The sequence below is a fragment of the Desulfurella sp. genome (genome assembly GCF_049977265.1).
Lineage (GTDB): Bacteria > Campylobacterota_A > Desulfurellia > Desulfurellales > Desulfurellaceae > Desulfurella.
In genome coordinates, this window is sequence record NZ_JBMFGQ010000013.1 from 1 (window position 1) to 20305 (window position 20305).

Below are 20305 nucleotides of genomic sequence, written 5' to 3' on the forward strand. Positions count from 1 at the left end.
GGAATAAGAAAATTAAAAAATTTGACTTGACAAAGGGGTACAGGTTAAGAAGTTGAAAACTGTTTAAATTAATTGTATAATAAATATGTGAAAAAAAATTTATTATAAAGAGGGTTTGAATGAGTGAAGTTGTTTTGGAAACTAATTTAGGAGATGTAAATCTTTTAAAAAGAGGCAAAGTTAGGGACGTTTACGAAATTGAGGAAAAATTACTTATTGTTGCAACAGATAGAATATCGGCATTCGATGTAATTTTACCAAATGGAATAACAAATAAAGGGGAAGTGTTAACACAGATCTCTTTGTTTTGGTTTGACAAAACAAAAGATATCATACAAAACCACATAATAAGCGCTGATATAAATGAGTATCCACCTCAATTAAAGCAATACACTCAATTGTTACAAAAACGTAGTATGCTTGTAAAAAAAACAGAGCCAATTTTGATTGAGTGCATAGTAAGAGGTTATATTTCTGGCTCTGGATGGACAGAATATAAGCAAACAGGTAAAATATGTGGGATAGAATTGCCGCAAAATTTAAAAGAATCTCAAAAGTTACCCGAACCTATCTTTACACCTAGCACTAAAGCAGAAAGTGGCCATGATCAAAATATAACTTTCGAGCAAATGTCCAATATGATTGGAAATGATATCGCATCTCAAATAAAAGATATTAGCTTAAAAATATACGATAAGGCAAGCCAGTACGCATTAGAAAAAGGCATCATAATAGCCGATACAAAAATGGAGTTTGGTTTTTATAATGGTAAGCTTATGTTAATTGATGAGCTGCTAACACCCGACTCATCCAGATTTTGGCTTGTGGAAACTTACAAAGAAGGTCAACCTCAAGACAGCTTTGATAAACAAATTGTAAGAGATTACCTTTTAACGCTTGATTGGAATAAAACATATCCAGGACCAGTCCTACCTGATAATATTGTTGAAAAAACTGCTAAAAGATACAAAGAAATATTAGAAATGATTACACGATAAAACTAAATTTTCTTGCTTATCTTATCGTATAAGATAAGCAAGATTCCTACCGTAATAAATGAATCTGCAAAATTAAAAGCTGGATAGTGATATGTTTTTATGTAAAAATCAAAAAAGTCCAAAACATAGCCATGCACGATTCTATCGTATAAATTGCCTAAAGCTCCACCAGCAAGCATAGTTAAACCAATGAATAACGTTTTGGATGTGTTTTCTTCAAACATAAAATAAAATGCAATAATTACAACGATAGCGCTTATTGCTATCAAAAATATAAATCTGTATATCCCGCTTAAGTGGGCTAAAAACCCAAACGCTACACCAGTATTTTGTACGTAAACCAAATTAAAAAAATTAGGTATAATTGTAATAGTATGATTTATAGTAACTTTTGCCAGATAGTGTTTACTAATCCAGTCTATGGCAAAAAAAAGGAGCGTCAAAGACACCCCAAAAAAATATTTATGCTTTTTTAACATTTATTTATTGAAATTTGATGAGAGAAATTTTAGCAGCATCGCCTTTTCTAAATCCTATTTTGTATATCCCAACAAATCCACCGTTTCTTTCTGTATATTTAGGAACAATATCAACAAGTAGTTTTTTAACTGATTGTTTATGAGGCAATCTTGACAGCAAAAGTCTTCTTGAAGAAAGTGTATTTTTTTTACCGATTGTTACAAGCTTACTTACAAATCGCGATAGTTCTTTTGCTTTTGCATCGGTTGTCTTTATTTGGCCATGTTCAATCAAAGCAATAGCTAAATTTCTAAGAAGTGCTTTGCGCTTTTCGCTATCAATACTTAATGTTCTATAAGCCTTTCTATGTCTCATTATTCTTCGCTCCTTTTTATAGCTTCTTCCATTCGTTTTATATATTTTTCATCGAATGTCATACCTAAACTTAAACCCATTTGTTTTAAAGCAGCTTTAATTTCTTTAAGTGACTGTTTACCAAAATTTCTCGTGTTAAGCAAATCTAGGTCTGTCTTTTGTACCAGTTGCCATATATACTTTATGTCATGATTTCTCAAACAGTTAGAAGCCCTTACATTTAATTCAAGATCTTCTACCGTTTTTAAAAGATTTTCATCTATTTCCTCGTTAGTATCACCATACCCTAAATCTGGCTCTGGTTCTTTAAAACTACCCATAAAAAGCTTAAAATGAGAGTTTAAAATGTAGCTTGCCTGTCCTAGAGCCTCTTTTGGAGTAATGCTACCATCAGTTTCAACATCCAAAACAAGCCTCTCGTAATCGTAAAAACCTCTTTCCATACTTTTATTTGCACTAAAAGACACACGTCTTATTGGAGTAAATAATGTATCAATAGGTATATAGCCTATTTCTTTGTTTGTAGTCTCTTGGTTTGACTGCTTATATCCAACACCTTTTTTTAAGTATATTTCTGCTTTAAACTCAGCGTCATCATTTAACTGAGCAATATAATGGTTTGGGTTAATAAGTTTCAAATCTGATGTTAATACTATATCGCTTGCCTTCAAAACGCCAGGACCATTTTTATTTATTGTTAAAATACGTTCTTTAAAATTCTCTGACAAATTTTTAAAGACAACTTCCTTGAGGTTTAAAATTATATTTATTACGTCTTCTTTGACACCACTTATACCACTGAACTCATGCTCAACACCGTCTATTTTAATGCCAACTATACCAATACCTTGTATCGATGAGAGCAATACTCTTCTTAGGGCATTGCCAATAGTAGTAGCAAAACCTTCATTAATAGGCTCTAATATAAATCTTTCATGCCTTTCATTTATGCGCTCAACTTTAATTTCTTGGGGCAACTGTAAATATTCAAAAATATCATTACTCATAATCCAACCTTTCTTTAATCTTATCTTGAATAAAGCTCAACTATCGTATCAGCTTTAAATGGTACCCTTATATCCTCAATAGATGGTATATCTAAGATTTTAACGGACAAATTACCTACATCCAAACTTAACCATGGAGCAATACCAGATTTATAAGCATAATCAATTTTATCTTTTAATTCTTGAGAATTTTTAATTCTTTCACTTACTGTTATTACGTCATTTTTGGATACAATAAGTGATGGTATGTTAGTCTTTTTGCCGTTTAGTATAACATTTCCGTGGCTAATAAGCTGTCTTGCTTGCTTTCGAGACACAGCAAAACCTGACTTATACAAAACATTATCCAATCTACATTCAAGTATTTTAACTAAATTTTCACCGGTTTGACCAGGCATTTGCTTTGCATTTTTAAAATATCTTCTAAATTGTCGCTCAAGCGCACCATAATATGTTTTTGCTTTTTGTTTTTCCATTAAATGTTCTGTATAATTTTTTAATTTTCTTCTTGATGATTTGTCTTTACCGGGTGGATACGGTGACCTCTCAAATGCACATTTTTCTGTAACACACCTATCACCTTTTAAAAATAATTTTAAACCTAGCGCTCTGCATCTTCTGCATAGTGGACCATTATAAACTGCCATAATCTATCACCTCAAACTCTCCTTTTCTTTGGTGGTTTACAACCATTATGCGGTATAGGTGTTATGTCTTTTAAAGACTTAACCTTCAACCCAGTTGATTGCAAAGCCCTGATAGCAGTTTCTCTACCGGATCCAGGACCTTTTACGCGCACATCAACTTCTTTCATTCCCCTTTGTGCAGCAATTTTACCTGCTTGTTCAGCAGCCATTTGTGCGGCAAAAGGCGTACCTTTTCTTGTACCCTTAAAACCCACACTACCAGATGTTGACCAGCAGACTACATTGCCATCTTTATCGGTAATACTGACTATAGTATTATTAAAAGTAGACTGGATATAAGCAACACCATTTACACTGACTTTTTTAACTTTTTTCTTCTTAACTTCAGCCATTCAATTTCTCCTTAAAGTCCATTAATGTTTACCTCCCACTGTCTTTTTTCTACCTTTTCTTGTTCTAGAATTTGTTCTTGTCCTTTGACCCCTCACAGGTAGACCTTTTCTATGTCTGAGACCTTTATAATTTCCTAAATCCATCAATCGCTTAATATTCATTCCAACTACTTTTCTTAATTCGCCTTCAATAGTATAGTTGGACAACACAGATCTTAATTTTTGAAGTTCGTCCGGTGTTAAGTCATCTGTCCTAGTATTTGGATTGACATTTGTTTTTTGAAGTATCTCTGCAGCCGTAGATTTACCTATACCATATATATATGTTAAGGCAATCTCTATGCGTTTGTTTTTCGGCAATTCAACGCCAACTAATCGAGCCATTTAACCTCCTAACCTTGTTTTTGTTTGTGCTTAGGGTTCTCACATATAACCCTAATAACCCCTTTTCTTTTTATTATTTTACATTTAGGGCAAATCTTTTTAACAGAAGACCTCACTTTCATTTATCTAACCTCCATTATCTACTTATACCTATAAATTATTCTACCTTTTTCTATACTATATGGTGAAATTTCTAACTTTACCTTATCTCCTGGTAAGATTTTAATAAAGTGCATACGCATTTTGCCTGCAACATGAGCTAAAACTACATGGTTATTATCCAATCTTACTCTAAACATAGCATTGGGTAGTGCCTCTATAACCTCACCTTCAACTACTACTGGCTTTTCTTTCGCCATAAAAATCAATTCTCCTTGCTCAATATTATGGGGCCATCTTCCAAAATAGCTATAGTATGCTCAAAATGTGCTGATGGCAATCTGTCTTTTGTTACAACACTCCAACCGTCTTTTTTTACTTCAATTTCAAAAGAGCCCATATTCACCATTGGCTCAATTGCAATAGTCATACCTAACTGCAATAATATATTTCGGCCTCTGTCCGGTACATAATTAGGCACTTGAGGTTCTTCGTGTAAATTTCTACCAATACCGTGGCCAACATAATCTCTTACTACACTAAAACCATTTAATTCCACATGCATTTGCACCGCTTTAGATATATCAAACAAATAATTGCCAGGGTAAGCCTGTTCTATTCCTTTATACAAAGAATTTTTAGTTACATCCATGAGCTTTTGTTTTATTTTGGATACACTGCCCACACCAACAGTTATAGCTGAATCTCCATAAAAACCATCATAAAACAAACCAAAATCTAAACTTACTATATCACCTTCTTTTAAAAATTTCTTTTTAGAGGGAATACCATGAACAACCTCTTCATTAACAGAAACACACAGCGCGTTTGGAAAACCACCATATCCTAAAAAGGCAGGCTTAGCGTTTAGATTCTTTGAATATTCAACAGCAAGCCTATCTAAATCATATGTTGTTATACCAGGTTTTATTTCTTTTTTCAACATATTCAAAACTTTAGCTACCATAGAATTTACAACGCGCATTTTGTCTATATCTTGTTTCGACTTTAGTGTTATCATCGATTACCTAGTATATCTTTTATTCTGGAAAAAACTTCATCAACTGTACCCAAACCACTTATTGAGCTTAATTTTCCCTGTTTATCATAATATTCAATTAAAGGCTTTGTATGTTCTTTAAAAACTTTAAGTCTATTTTTAACAGTTTCTTTTGTGTCATCGCTTCTTTGAATCAATTTTGATCCACAAATATCGCATATCATATCCTGCTTTGGAGGTTTGTTTTTCAAATGATAAATTGCTCCGCAAGTTGGACAAACCCTTCTTAAAGTTAATCTATCAATAATTTCATCATCTGCAACATCTATATATATTACTCTATTAAGATTTAAACCTTTTTCTTCCATCATTTTATCAAAACTTTTTGCTTGTTCAATTGTTCTTGGAAAACCATCAAGCAAAAAACCATTTATACAATCAGGTTGAGATATACGTTTTTCTATCATTTTTATAATGAGATCATCTGGTACAAGCTCACCTTTTTCCATAAACTGCTTTGCCTTTTTACCCAAATCAGTTTCGTTTTTTACTTCACTGCGTAAAATATCTCCTGTAGATATTTGCACAATAGAGTATTTTTTAATTATATTTTCCGATTGAGTACCTTTTCCTACGCCAGGAGCTCCCAGTAATATCAAAATCACCTATTTACCTCCTTTTTTCAAAAAACCATCATAATTTCTCATGTAAAGATGAGCTTGTATTTGCATTATTGTATCAAGAGCAACCTGCACAACAATCAATAAAGCTGTGCCACCAAAATAAAAGGGTACACTAAAGTGCTGCATTAAAACCCACGGTAATACACAAACAAATGATAAGTATATACCGCCAACAAATGTAAGTCTCGTTAAAATCCAATCTAGAAAATCTGCAGTGTATTTGCCTGGTCTTATGCCAGGAATAAACCCACCGTTCTTTTTAAGATTATCAGCTACATCTTTTGGATTAAAAGCAATTGATGTATAAAAATAAGCGAAAAAGAAAATTAAAATCACATAGAAAACATTGTAAAGCACGCCACCTGGATTTAATAAGTTAGAAATTTTTTGAATAAAAGGAACATTGATAACTTTAGCTATTGTTGCAGGAAAAAGCATTATAGAAGAAGCAAAAATCGGTGGTATAACACCAGATACATTGATTTTAAGCGGAATATAGCTGCTTTGTGCATTGTAAAGGCGTTTTCCAACCATCCTTCTTGGATACTGTACACTCACTCTCCTTTGTGCTAATTCAATAAACACAATTAAAGCAATGACAGCAGCAACTACAATCGTTATAAGTAACAATGCCAGTATAGACATATCACCAGAACTTACCAATTTAAAAGTATTACCTACTGCAGCAGGAAGACCTGCAATAATGCCAGCAAATATAATCAAAGATATACCATTTCCAATACCACGCTCTGTAATTTGCTCGCCTAGCCACATCAAAAATACTGTGCCTGTTGTTAGCGTAATATCTGCAAATATTATAAAACCTATACCGTGCCATATAACAACAGGTGTATTGTTTGGACCATGCATTGATTGCAAACCAATCGCAATACCAATGCCCTGCAACAAAGATATAGCAACGGTTAAATACCTCGTATATTCTGATATTTTTCTTCTGCCAGATTCGCCCTCTTTTTTTAATTTTGCAAGCTCCGGGCTCACAGCCGTAAATAATTCTAAAATTATAGCAGCAGATATATAAGGCATAATACCCAAAGAAACTATACTAAAGTTGCTTATCGCACCACCACTAAAAAGGTTAAATAGACCTAGTGCTGTAGATTGATTTTGATTAACAAGCGCAGCTAGCACATGTGTGTCTACGCCAGGCGTTGGTATGTGCGCTGCTAATCTAAATATAACAAACATTACAAGAGTAAATAACAACCTTTTGTTTAACTCTGGTACGTTAAACATATTAGAGTAGTCTTGCATTAAATAACCTCAAATGTTGCGTTCGCTTGCTCAATTTTGCTAATAGCTTGTTTAGAAAAAGCGTGAGCTCTTACATTTAATTTTTTCGATAAAATTCCATTTCCTAAAATTTTAATTAATTTTTTACCACTTGCCAAACCTTTGTCTATAAGTGTTTCGATTGTCACATCGTCGTTTTCATTAAAATATTTATCAAGAATCTCAACATTTACAACATCGTAATCCACTTTAAAGTTATTGTTAAAACCTCTCTTTGGCAATCTTCTATAAATAGGTGTTTGGCCGCCTTCATAATACACTGGCAAGTGCCCATGACCACTCCTTGCCCTTTCGCCTTTGTTTCCTTTGCCGGCTGTCGTACCATATCCGCTTGCGTCGCCCCTTCCAACTCTTTTGCGCTTCTGTACTATCTTTGGTAATTCAAATAATTGCATACTAATCTCCTTATTCAACTGATTCAACTTCTTCAACTTTGACCATGTAATATAATTTTTTTATCATTCCTCGAATATAGGGTGTATCTTTCCTTAAAACAAATTGATTTGGCCTTTTCAAACCAAGCGATAATGCTACTTTTTTTAATTTATCTTTTTGGCCAATATAACTTCTTGTCATAGTAATCTTAAGTGTCATTGTTTTAATCCCCTTCCCTGTAAAATTTCTTCTCTATTTTTCAAAGATTTCAATGCTTCTATGATCGCACCTGCTAAATTAAATGGATTGTTAGAACCTATAGATTTCGTTACAATATTTTTTATACCACAAGCTTCCAATACCGCTCTTGCAGTATTTCCTGCTATTACGCCCGTACCTGGTTTTGCTGGCTTCAACAAAACAACACCAGCACCTTTCTTAACCTGTACTATATGAGGTATGCTGCCATCTTTTGTTATTGGAACTCTAAACATATCCTTTTTAGCCTTTTCTACGGCTTTTTTTATAGCTTCGGAAACTTCCTTTGACTTACCTAGTGCTATACCAACTTGGCCATTAGAGTCTCCAACTACAACTAAAGCATTAAACCTAAATCTTCTACCACCTTTAACAACCTTAGCAACTCTTCCTATTTTAACGACATATTCTTGCAAAACTTTTTCCACTTAAACCTCCTAAAAAATTAGACCGCCTTCTCTTACAGCATCTGCTAAGGCTTTAATTTTACCATGGTAAACGTAACCGTTTCTATCGAAAACAACATTTGAAATACCTTTTTCAACGGCTTTTTGAGCCAAAAGTAGGCCTACTATTTTTGCTGTTTGAATGTTGCAACCTTTTACTTTGTCTTTAATTGTATTGTCCAAACTAGACGCACTAACAATAGTAATACCGTTTTGATCGTCAATTAATTGAGCATAGATATGATTCAAACTTTTAAATATACATAATCTTGGTTTTTGAGTAGTTCCTCTAATTTTATACTTTAATCTAATTTTTCTTTTTTGTCTTAATTCATTTCGACTTTGTTTCTTTAACATTAAACCTCCTATTTACCTGCAGCTTTACCAGCTTTCCTTCTAACCTTTTCGTTTTTGTACCTTATGCCTTTTCCTTTGTATGGCTCTACTTCTTTGAAAGCTCTAATATCAGCTGCAACTTGACCAACTAAATATTTATCAATCCCTGTTATTATTAGATTGGTACCTGATTTATCAACTTCAACAGTAATACCATCAGGCAACTGATAAAAGATTTCGTGTGAAAAACCCACATTAAGTTTTAACTTTTTTGATTCAACACTTGCTTTATACCCAACACCCTCTATTGTAAGTTCCTTTTTGAATCCATTTGTAACACCGTAAATTGCATTTGCAATCAAGCTTCTATATAGACCATGGAATGCTTTTGCTTTTTTGCTACCTTCATTTATATTTTTTACAACTAAAGTATCATCTTCCTTTATCAATCCAATAAATTCTGGCTTAAAATTCTGTGTTAAAATGCCGCGGGGACCTTTGACTGTAATTTTATCCCCTTCTATGTTCAACTCAACATTTTTTGCTAAATTAATAACTTTTTTACCTATACGAGACATAGTTTCCTCCTAAAAGAGCTCACAAATAAGCTCTCCACCTAATTTTCTTTTTTTAGCCTGATAGGTTGTCATAACGCCCTGGTTGGTTGACACAATACCAATACCTAAACCACTCACAACAGGTTTTATATCTTCACACTTTACATAAATTCTTCTTGACGGCTTGCTTACTACTCTTATTAGACTTAAAGCAGGATTTTTACGTTTTTCATCTGTGTATTTTAATTCTACTCTTATAAGAGACTTAAGAGGTTCAACAATCTCATAGTTTTTTATATAACCTTCCTTTTTCATAATCTCACAAATATTTTTTATAATGCTGTTGCCATATATAGTCACTTCGCTCTTTTTTGTCGAAAGAGCATTTTTGATCATTGATAACGAATCGCTAATTCTATTCATTGTATCTCCTACCAGCTTGATTTGGTTATGCCTGGAATTTCTCCGCGTGATGCTAAATTCCTAAAACAGATTCTGCAAATGCCAAAATCTCTAATATAACCTCTAGATCTTCCACATATATTGCACCTATTTTTAACCCTTACTTTAAATTTTGGATTTTTTTTAGTTTTTTCAATCATAGCTTTTCTAGCCATTAAACCTCCTAACTTACTTTAGCAAAAGGCATCCCGAATGCCTTTAGTAGCTCAAAAGCCTCTTCATCAATTTTAGAAGTAGTAACAAACGTTACACTAATACCATGCATTTTTAAAATTTTATCGTAATTAATTTCTGGAAAAATCAACTGTTCTGTAATGCCAACGGTATAATTCCCTCTTCCATCAAAATGTTTCCTGGAGATTCCCCTAAAGTCCCTAATTCTAGGTAACCCAAAGCTTATAAATCTCTCTAAAAACTCATACATTCTATCTTTTCTCAATGTTACTTTGCAACCTATTGGTACGCCTTTTCTTAATTTAAAATTTGCAATTGATTTTTTTGCCCTTGTAACTACACCTTTTTGACCTGTTATTATAGCAAGCTCTTCTAATGCAGAATCAAGTATTTTAATGTCAGTTGCACCTTCTGCCATACCTACATTTAAAACTATCTTATCTAGTTTCGGTACTTGCATAACGTTTTTATAAGAAAATTTCTGCATCATATATGGTATAACATTTTCTTTGTATTGTTTTTTCATATTAACTGTATACAATTTATAACCTCCCCTATCAAATGGTTTCGTTGCATTTTTTGCAAACTCTTACTTTTGTCCCATCATCTAACATTTTGCTAGCTACTCTTGTTGTTTTATTGCAGTGGGGACAAACCAGCATTATATTTGAAATGTTAATTGGTGCCTCTTTTTCAATTATACCACCTTTTGATGTCTGAGTGGCTTTTTCATGTTTTTTTATTATTTTGATACCTTCAACAATAACTCTATTTTTCTTTGGCACAAAAGAAATAATTTTACCCGTTTTTCCTTTGTCTTTGCCAGTCATTACTTTTACCAGGTCTCCTTTTTTAAACCTGGTTTTCATATTAGAATAAACATTAACCATAGCTAACTCCTTATAGTACCTCTGGGGCAAGAGAAATAATTTTCATAAAGTCTTTCATTCTAAGCTCTCTTACCACTGGTCCAAAAATTCTTGTGCCAATAGGCTCTTTTTGATTGTTAATTATCACCGCAGCATTTTCATCAAACCTTATATAAGAACCATCATCTCTTCTGAATTCTTTTTTGGTTCTAACAATCACGGCTTTAACCACATCGCCTTTTTTTACTTTGCCATTTGGTATAGCTTCCTTAACGGAGGCAACAATAATATCACCAACATAGGCGTATCTTCTTTTAGACCCGCCAAGCACTTTTATGCACATTATCTTTTTTGCTCCAGAATTATCTGCTGATTTTAGCATTGTAAAAGGTTGTATCATAATCCCTCTCCTAGTCCAGCATATCGTTGCAAAATCTTAATTAATCTAAAGTTTTTATCTTTTGATATGGGTCTACAGCTTATAAATTGGACAAAATCACCTACTTTAGCAGAATTTTGTTCATCATGAACCTTAAATTTTCTTGTTTTTTTTATATATTTTTTAATCTTTAGATGTAATTTATATTCTTGAACTCTAACAACAATTGTCTTATCCATTTTATCACTAATTACAACACCTTCACCAACAAATTTACTCATAGTCCTTTCTCCAACAGTTTAGCTTTTGTTAAAATTCTTGCCAAATTTCTCTTTAAAACTTTAATACGTTTTGGATTTTCTAATTGTTCAAATCCTTTTTTCAACCTTAATCGCATTAACTCTTCTCTTATTTTTGATTCTGAATCTTTGAGGACATTTGCATCCATATCTTTTATATCACGCTTTTTCATAACCACTCTCCGCTTTTTACAAATTTTGTCTGAATATTTAACTTAGAAGCGGCCAATTCAAAAGCACTCTTTGCTATCTCCTCACTTACACCGCCGATTTCATACAAAACCCTGCCGGGCTTTATGATACTAACCCACTTTTCTATAGAACCTTTACCTTTACCCATCCTTGTTTCGGCTGGTTTTTTTGTAAGTGGAAAATCTGGAAATATTCTAATCCATACTTTACCTTGATGCTTTAGCCTTCTATTTATGGCAACCCTTGCAGCTTCAATTTGATTACTTGTAATTTCACCTCTGCCTATAGCTTTTAGTCCAAACTCGCCAAATGCAAGCTGGCTTCCTCTTTTTGTCAAACCCTCGACACCATGCCTATTGCGCTGGTACTTTCTAAATTTTGTTTTCTTTGGCATTAACATAAATCTTACTCCTTTAATCCATTACATAGCCTTTAAAGACCCAAACTTTTATACCTATAATGCCAGCGGTTGTCAAACTTTCGGCAAACCCATAATCAATATTGGCTCTAAGTGTGGTAAGTGGCACACGTCCCTCTTTTATCCATTCTGTACGAGCCATTTCTACACCACCTAATTTGCCAGCACACTGAATTTTTATTCCTTGGACACCCTTTCTTAATGCCATATAAGCAGATTTTTTCATAGCTCTTCTAAAATGTGTTCTTTTTTCAATCTGTAATGCTATGTTTTCAGCAATTAGTTGGGCATCTGCTTCAGGAGTATTAACCTCTCTAATATTTATAGTAACTTCAGAATTTGTCAAATTCTTTAAAAATGCTTTGATTTTTTCAACCTCGGCACCTTTTTTACCAATAAGTATACCTGGCCTTGCAGCTAATATATTTAGCGTAAGCTTATTCATTTTTCTTTCTATTTCAATATTTGAAAGACCTGCATAGTACAATTTCGCTTTAACTTCTTTTCTTATTTTTTGATCTTCTAATAATTTCTCTTTGAAATCGTTTTTTGCAAACCATCTTGATGTCCAGTTCTTTATAATACCCAATCTTAATCCAATCGGGTTAACCTTTTGACCCAAGGCTCACCTCCTTTGCCAATACGATTTTTATGTTTGCGGTTCTCTTTAGTATTTTTCCAGCTCTACCCATTGCCATTGGTCTGTATCTTTTTAGCCTTACACCATCATCTACACTTACTGTCTTTATATAAAACTTATTTGGATCTTCACCTTTTTCCAAACATCCAGCAACTGCAGATCCTAAAAGCTTTGAAAGTATTAAGGCACTTTTTTTAGGCATAAGTTTCAATATAGATATCGCTTCATCTGCTTTTTTACCTTTTATAACACCTACTACCTGTCTAACCTTAATAGGCGATATTCGAGCTCTTGATAACTTAACTGTATGCTCCACTATTCTACCCCCATTTTTTTATTCATATATCATTTGCCTATTTTTTTCTGAACAACGCCTTTATGGCCTTTAAAAGTACGAGTTGGTGAAAATTCACCTAGCTTATAACCTACCATATTCTCCGTAACGTACACAGGCACAAATTTCCTACCATTGTGAACGCCAAATGTTAAACCAACAAATTCAGGTATAATAACACTTCTCCTGGACCATGTTTTTATTATTGTTTTTTTACCATCTGCTTTTGCTTCATTTGCTTTTTTAAGAAGCTTTTCGTCTACAAATGGTCCCTTTTTTAATGATCTTGCCATCTAACCCCCTAATTAATTCTCTTAATAATAAATTTATCAGTACGTTTGTTGTGTCTTGTCTTGTAACCTTTTGTTGGTTTGCCCCAAGGGGTTACTGGTGTTCCACCTGTACCAGTTTTTCCTTCGCCGCCACCGTGAGGATGATCAATAGGGTTCATGGCTACACCCCTAACATGTGGTCTTCTGCCTAAATGTCTAATCCTTCCGGCTTTACCATAATTTATATTAATATGATCAATGTTTCCAACCTGGCCGATAGTTGCATAGCAATCGGCCAATATATATCTCATCTCACCACTTGGCAACTTTACGGTAGCATACTTACCTTCTTTTGCCATTAATTGAGCGAATGTGCCGGAACTTCTGGCTAATTTTCCACCGCCGTTTATCTTTAATTCAATGTTATGTATAAAACTACCCACTGGTATTTTCTTTAAAGGTAAAGCATTACCAACTTTTGGTTCAATATTTTCACCAGCTTGCACCTTATCATTAACATTGAGCCCAACTGGCGCTAAAATGTATCTTTTTTCGCCGTCTTTATAAAAAAGTAGAGCAATTCTTGCACTTCTATTTGGATCGTACTCTATGGATTTTACAACAGCTTCAATATTTCTTTTGTCCCTCTTAAAATCAATAATACGATAAAGTTTCCTCATTCCTCCACCACGAAACCTAATAGTTTCATGACCGCTATTGTTCCTGCCGGACTTCTTCTTTAATACAGTAGTGAGGGATTTTTCTGGTACAGTTTTTGTTATTTCGCTAAAATCACTTCCACTAGAAAACCTCATACCGTTAGTTACTGGTTTAAAAAACTTTATACCCATACATTCCCCTTTTATAAGTTTATACTGTAGCCATCTTTAAGAGTGACTACGCATTTTTTACGTGAATTTTTCCTACCAGCTATGCCTTTAAAAATCTTTAATTTCCCATTTGTGTTAATCATATTTACACCATTTACCTTAACATTAAATGTTAACTCAATTGATTTTTTTATTTCAGACTTTGTTGCTCTTTTTGATACATAGAACTCATATTTATTTAATCCTTGCATCATTAATGCTTTTTCAGAAACTACGCGTCCTTGAATAACATCCCACCTATCCATTTGCAAATCTCCTGCTTAATTTTTCAAAAACATTTGTTGTTGTTATAATTTTAGGAAACCTCATTAAATCATATACATTTACACTATCAACATTTCTAATTTCAACCCTTTCTAAATTTCTCAGCGACAAATAAGCATTTTCCATATTTTTGTCCAAAATAAACAATGACTTTTTAGCGTCTAATTTTTTAACAAGATCATAAGCTAATTTAGTTTTTGGTTGATCAAAACTTAAATCATTCAGCAACATAAGGGTTTTTGCCTCAATGTGAGCCATTAAAGCCTCAATAAATGCTTTTTTCTTTTCTTTCTTGTTTATTTTTAATTCAAAATCTGTTTTAGGTTTAGGACCAAAAATTACACCACCACCTCTAAACAGAGGTGATCTTATTGAACCAGCTCTTGCCCTACCTGTTCCTTTTTGCTTCCAGGGTTTTTTTCCACCACCTGAGACTTCACCTTTAGTTTTTGTTGAAGCCGTCCATTGTCTCTTATTAGCAAGCATTGAACGAACAACTCTATTAACTATAACATCCGGTTTTTTAGAAGGTTTATAATCAATTACAAAATCAATCTCGCCAACCTTATTACTATCTTTATCGAAGTATTCAATTATCATATTTATTTCTCCTTTTTGCTTAATAAGGTAACATACGAACCCTTAGAGCCCGGCACTGCACCTGTTACTGCTATGATATTTTTTTCTTTATCTATAAAGGCGACTTTAAGATTTTTGATTGTAACCTTTTCGTTTCCCATATGTCCAGGCATTTTTTTACCTTTTATTACTCTTCCTGGCCATTCTCTATTTCCTATTGAACCAACTCTTCTATTAAACATGGAACCATGACCACCAGGACCACCTGCGAAATTATGCCTTTTCATTACTCCAGCAAAACCTTTTCCTTTAGAAATTCCAACAACGTCTATTTCGTCACCTACATTGAAAATATCAACATAAATTTCCTGACCTAAACTTAAGTCATTTGCAACATTAGACTTGAACTCTTTTAAATATTTTTTTGGCGATACATTAGCCTTTTTTAAATGCCCTAATTGAGCTTTTGTTATTCTATTTTCTTTTGTATCAACAAAACCCACCTGTATTGCATTATAACCATCTGATTCTTTTGTTTTTATTTGCGTAACCACTGCAGACTCTGATTCTAGTATTGTTACTGCAACAGCTAAACCATCTAAAAACATCTTAGACATTCCAATTTTTTTTGCAATTAATCCAATCATATACTACTCCTATAATCTATATATAAAGAGGAAGAGAAACCAAATGGTTTTTACCTCTTTTATATTTTTAAAGCTTTACCTCTACGTCTACACCAGCAGCTAAATCTATTTTCATTAGAGCATCAACCGTTTGTTGAGTTGCTTCATCTATTTCCAAAAGCCTCTTGTGCACCCTCATCTCAAATTGTTCTCTTGAGGCTTTATTAACATGGGGTGATCTTAGTACTGTATATTTTGAAATATCTGTAGGTAATGGTATTGGACCCCTAATTGTTGCTCCAGTTCTTTTAGCTGTTTCTATAATATCTTTCACGGATCTATCCAATAATTTAGCTTCGTAGGCTCTAAGTTTTATTCTAATTTTTTGCGACATTCAAAACATCCTCACTTAATTATCTCAATAACTACACCAGCACCAACAGTTTTGCCACCTTCCCTTATAGCAAATCTTGTTTCTTTTTCAAGTGCTATTGGAGCAATAAGTTCTACTTCCATTTCCACATTATCACCTGGCATAACCATTTCTACACCTTCTTTGAGCTGGACCGTACCTGTCACGTCTGTGGTTCTTACGTAGAATTGCGGTCTATAGCCATTAAAGAATGGTGTGTGCCTACCACCTTCTTCTTTTGTTAGAACGTATACCTGAGCCTTAAATTTTGTATGTGGTGTAATCGAACCTGGTTTTGCAAGAACCATACCACGCTCTACTTCTTCTTTCTTTGTGCCTCGCAAGAGTACACCTACATTGTCACCAGGAAGAGCTTCATCTAGTATCTTTCTAAACATCTCAAGAGAAGTTGCAACAGTTTTTTGTGTAGGCTTTAAACCTACTATTTCTATTTCATCGCCTGTTTTAATTACACCGCGCTCCACTCTACCTGTTACCACAGTACCACGGCCTGATATTGTAAATATATCTTCGATTGGCATTAAGAATGGTTTGTCTGAGTCACGCTCTGGTGTTGGTATATACTCATCTACAGCATTCATTAAGTCTTCTATTGATTTAGTCCATTCATTTTCTGAATCAGACTCTAAAGCTTTTAGAGCACTGCCTCTTATAACTGGGATATCATCGCCTGGAAAGTTATATTTTGAAAGCAATTCCCTTACTTCCATTTCTACAAGATCAATTAGTTCTGGATCATCAACCATATCTACTTTATTTAAAAATACCACTATATATGGCACACCTACCTGGCGGGCAAGCAGAATATGCTCTCTTGTTTGTGGCATTGGACCATCTGCTGCTGAAACAACAAGTATTGCTCCATCCATTTGAGCGGCACCTGTGATCATGTTTTTTATGTAGTCAGCATGCCCTGGACAGTCTACGTGTGCATAATGCCTTTTGGATGTTTCATACTCAACATGAGAAGTATTTATAGTAACACCCCTTTCTCTTTCTTCTGGAGCGTTATCTATTTGAGAGTAATCTTTAAACTCTGCAAAACCTTTTTTGGCTAAAACTTTTGTTATAGCTGCAGTCAGTGTAGTCTTGCCGTGGTCAACGTGTCCAATTGTACCAATATTTACGTGAGGTTTGGTACGAACATATTTTTCCTTTGCCATAATGGAAACCTCCTAAACTTCTTTCTTTATTATCTTTTCTGTTATTGAACCCGGAACTTCTTCATAAGTCGAAAATTGCATTACATAAGTACCACGACCTTGAGTGATGGATCTCAATGTTGTAGCATAGCCAAACATTTCGCCAAGCGGTATATCGGCTCTAATAGCTTTAACACCAGATTTATCTTCCATGCTTTTAATTTTACCTCTTCTAGAGCTTAAATCACCTATTACATCACCTAAATATTGCTCTGGCGTAGAAACTTCAACATCCATAATCGGCTCCAATAAATACGGCTTTGCTACTTTTAGTGCCTCTTTAAACGCCATAGATCCTGCTATTTTAAATGCCATTTCTGATGAATCTACTTCGTGATATGAACCATCAACTAAAGTAGCCACTACATCTATAACTTCATATCCTGCAAGCACACCATTTTCAGCTGCTTCCTTAACACCTTCTTCAACTGCAGGAATAAATTCTTTAGGAATAACGCCACCGATAATTTTATTTACAAATGTTATACCTTTGCCTCGCTCTTGTGGCTCAACTTCAAGCCAAACATCTCCGTATTGACCATGACCACCCGTTTGACGAACAAACTTACCCTGCTTTTTAACTTTATTTTTAATGCTCTCTTTATAAGCAACCTGTGGTTTGCCTGTGTTAACATTGACATTAAATTCTCTCTTGAGTCTATCAACTATAATCTCAAGATGTAATTCACCCATACCAGAGATAATAGTTTGAGCGGTCTCTTCGTCAAATTTAATCCTAAAAGTAGGGTCCTCTTCGGCTAATTTTTGCAAGCCATTGGATAGTTTTTCTTGATCTGCTTTGGTTTTAGGCTCAGCAGCAATTGATATAACAGGCTCAGGAAATACCATTGCTTCCAATACGATAGGTTTATCTTCAACACACAATGTATCACCTGTCGCTGTATATTTTAAGCCAATTGCAGCAACAATATCGCCTGCGTAGGCCTCTTCAATATCCTCTCTCTTATTAGAATGCATCAAAATCAATCTTCCAATTCTTTCTTTCTTGCCCTTTCCAGAATTTAATACATAAGACCCCGATTTTAAAACACCAGAATATATTCTCAAGTATGTAAGCTTACCTACATACGGATCACTTAAAATTTTAAATGCCAAAACACACAGAGGTTCTTTATCATCTGGCAACCTAACTTCTTCATCACCAGATGAATTTTTACCTTTTATACCGCCAACATCTAGCGGCGATGGTAAATATAAATTTATAGCATCAAGCAGCGGTTGAACTCCTTTATTTTTAAATGCGCTGCCGCACATTACTGGCGTACATTTTCCAGACAAGGTGGCTTTTCTGATAGTGCCAATAATTTTGCCTTCTGTTATATCTTTACCATCTAAATAATCTATCATTAATTCTTCATCAAAGTCAGCTATTGTTTCGATTAATTTGGACCTATATTCTTGAGCTAGGCCCAAAAGATCAGCTGGAATTTCTTTTTCACTAAATGTTGATCCAAGCACATCAGAATCCCAGATAATGGCCTTCATCTTAACTAAATCAACCACTCCAGCAAAGCCACTTTCAGAACCAATAGGTATTTGAATCGCAATAGGAGAAGAACCAAGCTTAGACTTGATTTCTTTTAATACATTAAAAAAATTAGCGCCAGTTCGATCCATTTTATTCACAAAAGCAATTCTTGGCACATTGTATTTATTGGCTTGACGCCATACAGTTTCTGATTGAGGCTCGACTCCGCTAACTGCACAAAAAACACCTACAGCGCCGTCTAATACTCTCAAAGATCTTTCTACTTCTACTGTAAAATCAACATGCCCTGGTGTATCAATTAAATTAATTTTGTGTCCTTTCCAAAAACAGACTGTAGAAGCAGATGTTATTGTAATGCCACGCTCTTTCTCTTGTTCCATCCAATCCATTGTAGCTGTACCTTCGTGTACTTCTCCAATCTTATGTGAAACACCCGTATAGAACAAGATCCTTTCTGTTGTAGTGGTTTTACCTGCATCTATATGAGCTATGATACCTATATTTCTAACATTTTCCAATGGGTAAGTTCTACTCAAAATACCACCTCACCACTTATAGTGTGCAAAAGCTCTATTTGCTTCGGCCATTTTATGTGTATCCTCTTTTTTCTTAATTGCACCGCCCCTATTATTGAAGGCATCTAAAATTTCACCAGCCAATTTTTCAAACATTCTTTTTTCGTTTCTTGATCTAGAATAATTTGTCAACCAGCGAATAGCTAGACTGACTTGTCTTTCCCTTCTTACTTCTACTGGCACCTGATACGTCGCACCACCAACCCTTCTTGGCCTGACTTCAAGTTTTGGCATTATATTATTCAATGCTTGCTCAAATACTTCCAATGGATTCTGACCAGTTTTTTCTTTTACTAAATCTAGACTTTTATAAAAAATCCTTTGTGCCAATGACTTTTTACCGTCATACATTACTTTATTTATAGTTTTTTCTATCAATACGCTATTATATACTAAATCACTTGATGATTGCCTTTTATCGGCCTTTCTTCTTCTCATTTACCGCACCTTCCTTCGGTTTTTTTGCTCCGTACTTTGATCTACCCTGTTTTCTATCGGAAACACCGGCAGTATCCAAAGTACCTCTTATTATATGGTACCTAACACCAGGCAAATCCTTAATCCTACCGCCTCTTACAAGCACAATGGAGTGCTCCTGAAGGTTGTGTCCTTCACCTGGAATATAGGACGTTACCTCATATCCTGTAGTTAACTTAACTCTTGCAACTTTTCTCAATGCAGAGTTTGGCTTCTTGGGTGTTGTGGTATATACTCTTGTGCATACGCCTCTTCTTTGCGGACAACCGTCTAAAGCCAATGTTTTTGTTTTTTCTTTAACTTTTTTTCTGCCTATTCTAACTAACTGGTTAATAGTTGGCACCCATTACCTCCTTAAAATATTAGCTTGACTAAATTAC

At 34.2% G+C, this 20305-nt stretch carries 37 protein-coding genes; 1 reads left to right on the forward strand and 36 read right to left on the reverse strand.

Annotated features, from left to right (window positions below; all coding sequences use genetic code 11):
• Positions 1-119 precede the first annotated feature (119 nt).
• The gene (locus ACP5FO_RS03830) at positions 120-998 is read left to right on the forward strand and encodes a phosphoribosylaminoimidazolesuccinocarboxamide synthase (RefSeq protein WP_428157048.1); all 879 of its coding nucleotides are present in this window, start codon (positions 120-122) and stop codon (positions 996-998) included.
• Positions 999-1000: 2 nt separating this feature from the next.
• Here ACP5FO_RS03830 and lspA read toward each other — a convergent pair whose 3' ends face one another.
• The 36 genes from lspA to rpsL form a co-directional block, all read right to left on the reverse strand.
• Entirely contained in the window at positions 1001-1477 is a 477-nt protein-coding gene (gene lspA, locus ACP5FO_RS03835) for a signal peptidase II (protein WP_428157049.1), read from the reverse strand.
• A 4-nt stretch (positions 1478-1481) separates the two neighbouring features.
• Positions 1482-1832 carry a 50S ribosomal protein L17 gene (rplQ, locus tag ACP5FO_RS03840; protein WP_428107984.1) on the reverse strand — a complete coding sequence of 117 codons (351 nt, stop codon included), beginning with the start codon at positions 1830-1832 and terminating at the stop codon, positions 1482-1484.
• The gene (locus ACP5FO_RS03845) at positions 1832-2839 is read right to left on the reverse strand and encodes a DNA-directed RNA polymerase subunit alpha (RefSeq protein ID WP_428157050.1); all 1008 of its coding nucleotides are present in this window, start codon (positions 2837-2839) and stop codon (positions 1832-1834) included. The genes rplQ and ACP5FO_RS03845 overlap by 1 nt, the downstream gene beginning before the upstream one ends.
• Before the next feature lie 20 nt (positions 2840-2859).
• Complete coding sequence (gene rpsD, locus ACP5FO_RS03850; protein WP_428107993.1) at positions 2860-3486, reverse strand: 30S ribosomal protein S4; 627 nt, start codon at positions 3484-3486, stop codon at positions 2860-2862.
• 11 nt (positions 3487-3497) lie between these two features.
• On the reverse strand, positions 3498-3878 hold the full coding sequence (gene rpsK / locus ACP5FO_RS03855; protein ID WP_428107998.1) for a 30S ribosomal protein S11: 381 nt from the start codon (positions 3876-3878) through the stop codon (positions 3498-3500).
• Positions 3879-3899: 21 nt separating this feature from the next.
• The gene (rpsM, locus tag ACP5FO_RS03860; protein WP_428108006.1) at positions 3900-4262 is read right to left on the reverse strand and encodes a 30S ribosomal protein S13; all 363 of its coding nucleotides are present in this window, start codon (positions 4260-4262) and stop codon (positions 3900-3902) included.
• An 8-nt stretch (positions 4263-4270) separates the two neighbouring features.
• Positions 4271-4384, reverse strand: coding sequence for a 50S ribosomal protein L36 (rpmJ, locus tag ACP5FO_RS03865; RefSeq protein ID WP_428108011.1), 114 nt, complete (start codon positions 4382-4384; stop codon positions 4271-4273).
• Positions 4385-4402: 18 nt separating this feature from the next.
• Complete coding sequence (gene infA / locus ACP5FO_RS03870) at positions 4403-4621, reverse strand: translation initiation factor IF-1 (protein WP_428108015.1); 219 nt, start codon at positions 4619-4621, stop codon at positions 4403-4405.
• Between the two features lie 5 nt (positions 4622-4626).
• Positions 4627-5382, reverse strand: a complete 756-nt coding sequence (gene map, locus ACP5FO_RS03875; protein WP_428108021.1) for a type I methionyl aminopeptidase — start codon at positions 5380-5382, stop codon at positions 4627-4629.
• Positions 5379-6026, reverse strand: a complete 648-nt coding sequence (locus ACP5FO_RS03880; RefSeq protein ID WP_428157051.1) for an adenylate kinase — start codon at positions 6024-6026, stop codon at positions 5379-5381. Before ACP5FO_RS03880 ends, map begins: the two co-directional genes overlap by 4 nt.
• On the reverse strand, positions 6027-7319 hold the full coding sequence (secY, locus tag ACP5FO_RS03885; RefSeq protein ID WP_428108029.1) for a preprotein translocase subunit SecY: 1293 nt from the start codon (positions 7317-7319) through the stop codon (positions 6027-6029).
• Positions 7319-7753 carry a 50S ribosomal protein L15 gene (gene rplO, locus ACP5FO_RS03890; protein WP_428108033.1) on the reverse strand — a complete coding sequence of 145 codons (435 nt, stop codon included), beginning with the start codon at positions 7751-7753 and terminating at the stop codon, positions 7319-7321. Before rplO ends, secY begins: the two co-directional genes overlap by 1 nt.
• A gap of 10 nt (positions 7754-7763) precedes the next feature.
• On the reverse strand, positions 7764-7952 hold the full coding sequence (rpmD, locus tag ACP5FO_RS03895; RefSeq protein WP_428108037.1) for a 50S ribosomal protein L30: 189 nt from the start codon (positions 7950-7952) through the stop codon (positions 7764-7766).
• Positions 7949-8419: a 30S ribosomal protein S5 gene (rpsE, locus tag ACP5FO_RS03900; RefSeq protein WP_428108040.1), complete on the reverse strand. Its 471-nt coding sequence runs from the start codon at positions 8417-8419 to the stop codon at positions 7949-7951. Before rpsE ends, rpmD begins: the two co-directional genes overlap by 4 nt.
• A 9-nt stretch (positions 8420-8428) precedes the next feature.
• Complete coding sequence (gene rplR, locus ACP5FO_RS03905; protein WP_428108043.1) at positions 8429-8794, reverse strand: 50S ribosomal protein L18; 366 nt, start codon at positions 8792-8794, stop codon at positions 8429-8431.
• An 8-nt stretch (positions 8795-8802) separates the two neighbouring features.
• Positions 8803-9351: a 50S ribosomal protein L6 gene (rplF, locus tag ACP5FO_RS03910; protein WP_428108048.1), complete on the reverse strand. Its 549-nt coding sequence runs from the start codon at positions 9349-9351 to the stop codon at positions 8803-8805.
• 9 nt (positions 9352-9360) lie between these two features.
• On the reverse strand, positions 9361-9753 hold the full coding sequence (rpsH, locus tag ACP5FO_RS03915; protein WP_428108054.1) for a 30S ribosomal protein S8: 393 nt from the start codon (positions 9751-9753) through the stop codon (positions 9361-9363).
• Between the two features lie 8 nt (positions 9754-9761).
• Entirely contained in the window at positions 9762-9947 is a 186-nt protein-coding gene (locus tag ACP5FO_RS03920) for a type Z 30S ribosomal protein S14 (RefSeq protein ID WP_428108058.1), read from the reverse strand.
• Positions 9948-9955: 8 nt separating this feature from the next.
• A complete protein-coding gene (gene rplE, locus ACP5FO_RS03925) occupies positions 9956-10492 on the reverse strand; it encodes a 50S ribosomal protein L5 (protein WP_428108203.1) in 537 nt (178 codons plus the stop codon).
• Between the two features lie 31 nt (positions 10493-10523).
• Positions 10524-10856: a 50S ribosomal protein L24 gene (gene rplX / locus ACP5FO_RS03930; protein ID WP_428108063.1), complete on the reverse strand. Its 333-nt coding sequence runs from the start codon at positions 10854-10856 to the stop codon at positions 10524-10526.
• Positions 10857-10866: 10 nt separating this feature from the next.
• Complete coding sequence (gene rplN, locus ACP5FO_RS03935; RefSeq protein WP_428108070.1) at positions 10867-11235, reverse strand: 50S ribosomal protein L14; 369 nt, start codon at positions 11233-11235, stop codon at positions 10867-10869.
• Positions 11232-11495: a 30S ribosomal protein S17 gene (gene rpsQ / locus ACP5FO_RS03940; RefSeq protein WP_428108076.1), complete on the reverse strand. Its 264-nt coding sequence runs from the start codon at positions 11493-11495 to the stop codon at positions 11232-11234. Before rpsQ ends, rplN begins: the two co-directional genes overlap by 4 nt.
• Positions 11492-11686 carry a 50S ribosomal protein L29 gene (rpmC, locus tag ACP5FO_RS03945; RefSeq protein WP_428108082.1) on the reverse strand — a complete coding sequence of 65 codons (195 nt, stop codon included), beginning with the start codon at positions 11684-11686 and terminating at the stop codon, positions 11492-11494. Before rpmC ends, rpsQ begins: the two co-directional genes overlap by 4 nt.
• Entirely contained in the window at positions 11683-12105 is a 423-nt protein-coding gene (gene rplP / locus ACP5FO_RS03950) for a 50S ribosomal protein L16 (RefSeq protein ID WP_428108086.1), read from the reverse strand. The genes rpmC and rplP overlap by 4 nt, the downstream gene beginning before the upstream one ends.
• 13 nt (positions 12106-12118) lie before the next feature.
• Positions 12119-12745, reverse strand: a complete 627-nt coding sequence (gene rpsC, locus ACP5FO_RS03955) for a 30S ribosomal protein S3 (protein WP_428108089.1) — start codon at positions 12743-12745, stop codon at positions 12119-12121.
• Positions 12729-13079: a 50S ribosomal protein L22 gene (rplV, locus tag ACP5FO_RS03960; RefSeq protein ID WP_428108095.1), complete on the reverse strand. Its 351-nt coding sequence runs from the start codon at positions 13077-13079 to the stop codon at positions 12729-12731. The genes rpsC and rplV overlap by 17 nt, the downstream gene beginning before the upstream one ends.
• Positions 13080-13108: 29 nt before the next feature.
• Positions 13109-13390, reverse strand: coding sequence for a 30S ribosomal protein S19 (gene rpsS / locus ACP5FO_RS03965; protein WP_428108098.1), 282 nt, complete (start codon positions 13388-13390; stop codon positions 13109-13111).
• An 8-nt stretch (positions 13391-13398) separates the two neighbouring features.
• Positions 13399-14220, reverse strand: coding sequence for a 50S ribosomal protein L2 (gene rplB, locus ACP5FO_RS03970; protein WP_428108101.1), 822 nt, complete (start codon positions 14218-14220; stop codon positions 13399-13401).
• An 11-nt stretch (positions 14221-14231) separates the two neighbouring features.
• On the reverse strand, positions 14232-14504 hold the full coding sequence (rplW, locus tag ACP5FO_RS03975; RefSeq protein ID WP_428108107.1) for a 50S ribosomal protein L23: 273 nt from the start codon (positions 14502-14504) through the stop codon (positions 14232-14234).
• The gene (gene rplD / locus ACP5FO_RS03980) at positions 14497-15123 is read right to left on the reverse strand and encodes a 50S ribosomal protein L4 (RefSeq protein ID WP_428108113.1); all 627 of its coding nucleotides are present in this window, start codon (positions 15121-15123) and stop codon (positions 14497-14499) included. Before rplD ends, rplW begins: the two co-directional genes overlap by 8 nt.
• Before the next feature lie 2 nt (positions 15124-15125).
• Positions 15126-15749: a 50S ribosomal protein L3 gene (gene rplC / locus ACP5FO_RS03985; RefSeq protein WP_428108118.1), complete on the reverse strand. Its 624-nt coding sequence runs from the start codon at positions 15747-15749 to the stop codon at positions 15126-15128.
• A 67-nt stretch (positions 15750-15816) separates the two neighbouring features.
• Entirely contained in the window at positions 15817-16122 is a 306-nt protein-coding gene (gene rpsJ, locus ACP5FO_RS03990) for a 30S ribosomal protein S10 (protein WP_428108123.1), read from the reverse strand.
• 11 nt (positions 16123-16133) lie between these two features.
• Positions 16134-17324 (reverse strand): elongation factor Tu, encoded by a 1191-nt coding sequence (gene tuf, locus ACP5FO_RS03995; protein ID WP_428108127.1) that lies wholly within the window; start codon positions 17322-17324, stop codon positions 16134-16136.
• A 12-nt stretch (positions 17325-17336) separates the two neighbouring features.
• Positions 17337-19409 carry an elongation factor G gene (gene fusA / locus ACP5FO_RS04000; RefSeq protein WP_428108133.1) on the reverse strand — a complete coding sequence of 691 codons (2073 nt, stop codon included), beginning with the start codon at positions 19407-19409 and terminating at the stop codon, positions 17337-17339.
• A gap of 9 nt (positions 19410-19418) precedes the next feature.
• The gene (gene rpsG / locus ACP5FO_RS04005) at positions 19419-19886 is read right to left on the reverse strand and encodes a 30S ribosomal protein S7 (RefSeq protein ID WP_428108136.1); all 468 of its coding nucleotides are present in this window, start codon (positions 19884-19886) and stop codon (positions 19419-19421) included.
• Complete coding sequence (gene rpsL / locus ACP5FO_RS04010; protein ID WP_428108142.1) at positions 19864-20268, reverse strand: 30S ribosomal protein S12; 405 nt, start codon at positions 20266-20268, stop codon at positions 19864-19866. The genes rpsG and rpsL overlap by 23 nt, the downstream gene beginning before the upstream one ends.
• Positions 20269-20305: the final 37 nt, after the last annotated feature.

Bases quoted from the DNA above. Each gene is read 5' to 3' on its own strand.
- rplN (WP_428108070.1), bottom strand. From the start codon at position 11,235: ATGATACAACCTTTTACAATGCTAAAATCAGCAGATAATTCTGGAGCA.
- rplE (WP_428108203.1), bottom strand. From the start codon at position 10,492: ATGAAAAAACAATACAAAGAAAATGTTATACCATATATGATGCAGAAA.
- rpsJ (WP_428108123.1), bottom strand. From the start codon at position 16,122: ATGTCGCAAAAAATTAGAATAAAACTTAGAGCCTACGAAGCTAAATTA.
- rpsG (WP_428108136.1), bottom strand. From the start codon at position 19,886: ATGAGAAGAAGAAAGGCCGATAAAAGGCAATCATCAAGTGATTTAGTA.
- rplB (WP_428108101.1), bottom strand. From the start codon at position 14,220: ATGGGTATAAAGTTTTTTAAACCAGTAACTAACGGTATGAGGTTTTCT.
- ACP5FO_RS03920 (WP_428108058.1), bottom strand. From the start codon at position 9,947: ATGGCTAGAAAAGCTATGATTGAAAAAACTAAAAAAAATCCAAAATTT.
- infA (WP_428108015.1), bottom strand. From the start codon at position 4,621: ATGGCGAAAGAAAAGCCAGTAGTAGTTGAAGGTGAGGTTATAGAGGCA.
- rplC (WP_428108118.1), bottom strand. From the start codon at position 15,749: ATGATTGGATTAATTGCAAAAAAAATTGGAATGTCTAAGATGTTTTTA.
- lspA (WP_428157049.1), bottom strand. From the start codon at position 1,477: ATGTTAAAAAAGCATAAATATTTTTTTGGGGTGTCTTTGACGCTCCTT.
- ACP5FO_RS03845 (WP_428157050.1), bottom strand. From the start codon at position 2,839: ATGAGTAATGATATTTTTGAATATTTACAGTTGCCCCAAGAAATTAAA.
- secY (WP_428108029.1), bottom strand. From the start codon at position 7,319: ATGCAAGACTACTCTAATATGTTTAACGTACCAGAGTTAAACAAAAGG.
- rpmC (WP_428108082.1), bottom strand. From the start codon at position 11,686: ATGAAAAAGCGTGATATAAAAGATATGGATGCAAATGTCCTCAAAGAT.
- ACP5FO_RS03830 (WP_428157048.1), top strand. From the start codon at position 120: ATGAGTGAAGTTGTTTTGGAAACTAATTTAGGAGATGTAAATCTTTTA.
- map (WP_428108021.1), bottom strand. From the start codon at position 5,382: ATGATAACACTAAAGTCGAAACAAGATATAGACAAAATGCGCGTTGTA.
- rplR (WP_428108043.1), bottom strand. From the start codon at position 8,794: ATGTTAAAGAAACAAAGTCGAAATGAATTAAGACAAAAAAGAAAAATT.
- rplX (WP_428108063.1), bottom strand. From the start codon at position 10,856: ATGGTTAATGTTTATTCTAATATGAAAACCAGGTTTAAAAAAGGAGAC.
- rplW (WP_428108107.1), bottom strand. From the start codon at position 14,504: ATGGATAGGTGGGATGTTATTCAAGGACGCGTAGTTTCTGAAAAAGCA.
- rplO (WP_428108033.1), bottom strand. From the start codon at position 7,753: ATGCAATTATTTGAATTACCAAAGATAGTACAGAAGCGCAAAAGAGTT.
- rplQ (WP_428107984.1), bottom strand. From the start codon at position 1,832: ATGAGACATAGAAAGGCTTATAGAACATTAAGTATTGATAGCGAAAAG.
- rpsD (WP_428107993.1), bottom strand. From the start codon at position 3,486: ATGGCAGTTTATAATGGTCCACTATGCAGAAGATGCAGAGCGCTAGGT.
- rpsH (WP_428108054.1), bottom strand. From the start codon at position 9,753: ATGAATAGAATTAGCGATTCGTTATCAATGATCAAAAATGCTCTTTCG.
- tuf (WP_428108127.1), bottom strand. From the start codon at position 17,324: ATGGCAAAGGAAAAATATGTTCGTACCAAACCTCACGTAAATATTGGT.
- rpmD (WP_428108037.1), bottom strand. From the start codon at position 7,952: ATGACACTTAAGATTACTATGACAAGAAGTTATATTGGCCAAAAAGAT.
- rplF (WP_428108048.1), bottom strand. From the start codon at position 9,351: ATGTCTCGTATAGGTAAAAAAGTTATTAATTTAGCAAAAAATGTTGAG.
- rplP (WP_428108086.1), bottom strand. From the start codon at position 12,105: ATGTTAATGCCAAAGAAAACAAAATTTAGAAAGTACCAGCGCAATAGG.
- rplD (WP_428108113.1), bottom strand. From the start codon at position 15,123: ATGATAATTGAATACTTCGATAAAGATAGTAATAAGGTTGGCGAGATT.
- rpsS (WP_428108098.1), bottom strand. From the start codon at position 13,390: ATGGCAAGATCATTAAAAAAGGGACCATTTGTAGACGAAAAGCTTCTT.
- rpsQ (WP_428108076.1), bottom strand. From the start codon at position 11,495: ATGAGTAAATTTGTTGGTGAAGGTGTTGTAATTAGTGATAAAATGGAT.
- rpsM (WP_428108006.1), bottom strand. From the start codon at position 4,262: ATGGCTCGATTAGTTGGCGTTGAATTGCCGAAAAACAAACGCATAGAG.
- rpmJ (WP_428108011.1), bottom strand. From the start codon at position 4,384: ATGAAAGTGAGGTCTTCTGTTAAAAAGATTTGCCCTAAATGTAAAATA.
- rpsK (WP_428107998.1), bottom strand. From the start codon at position 3,878: ATGGCTGAAGTTAAGAAGAAAAAAGTTAAAAAAGTCAGTGTAAATGGT.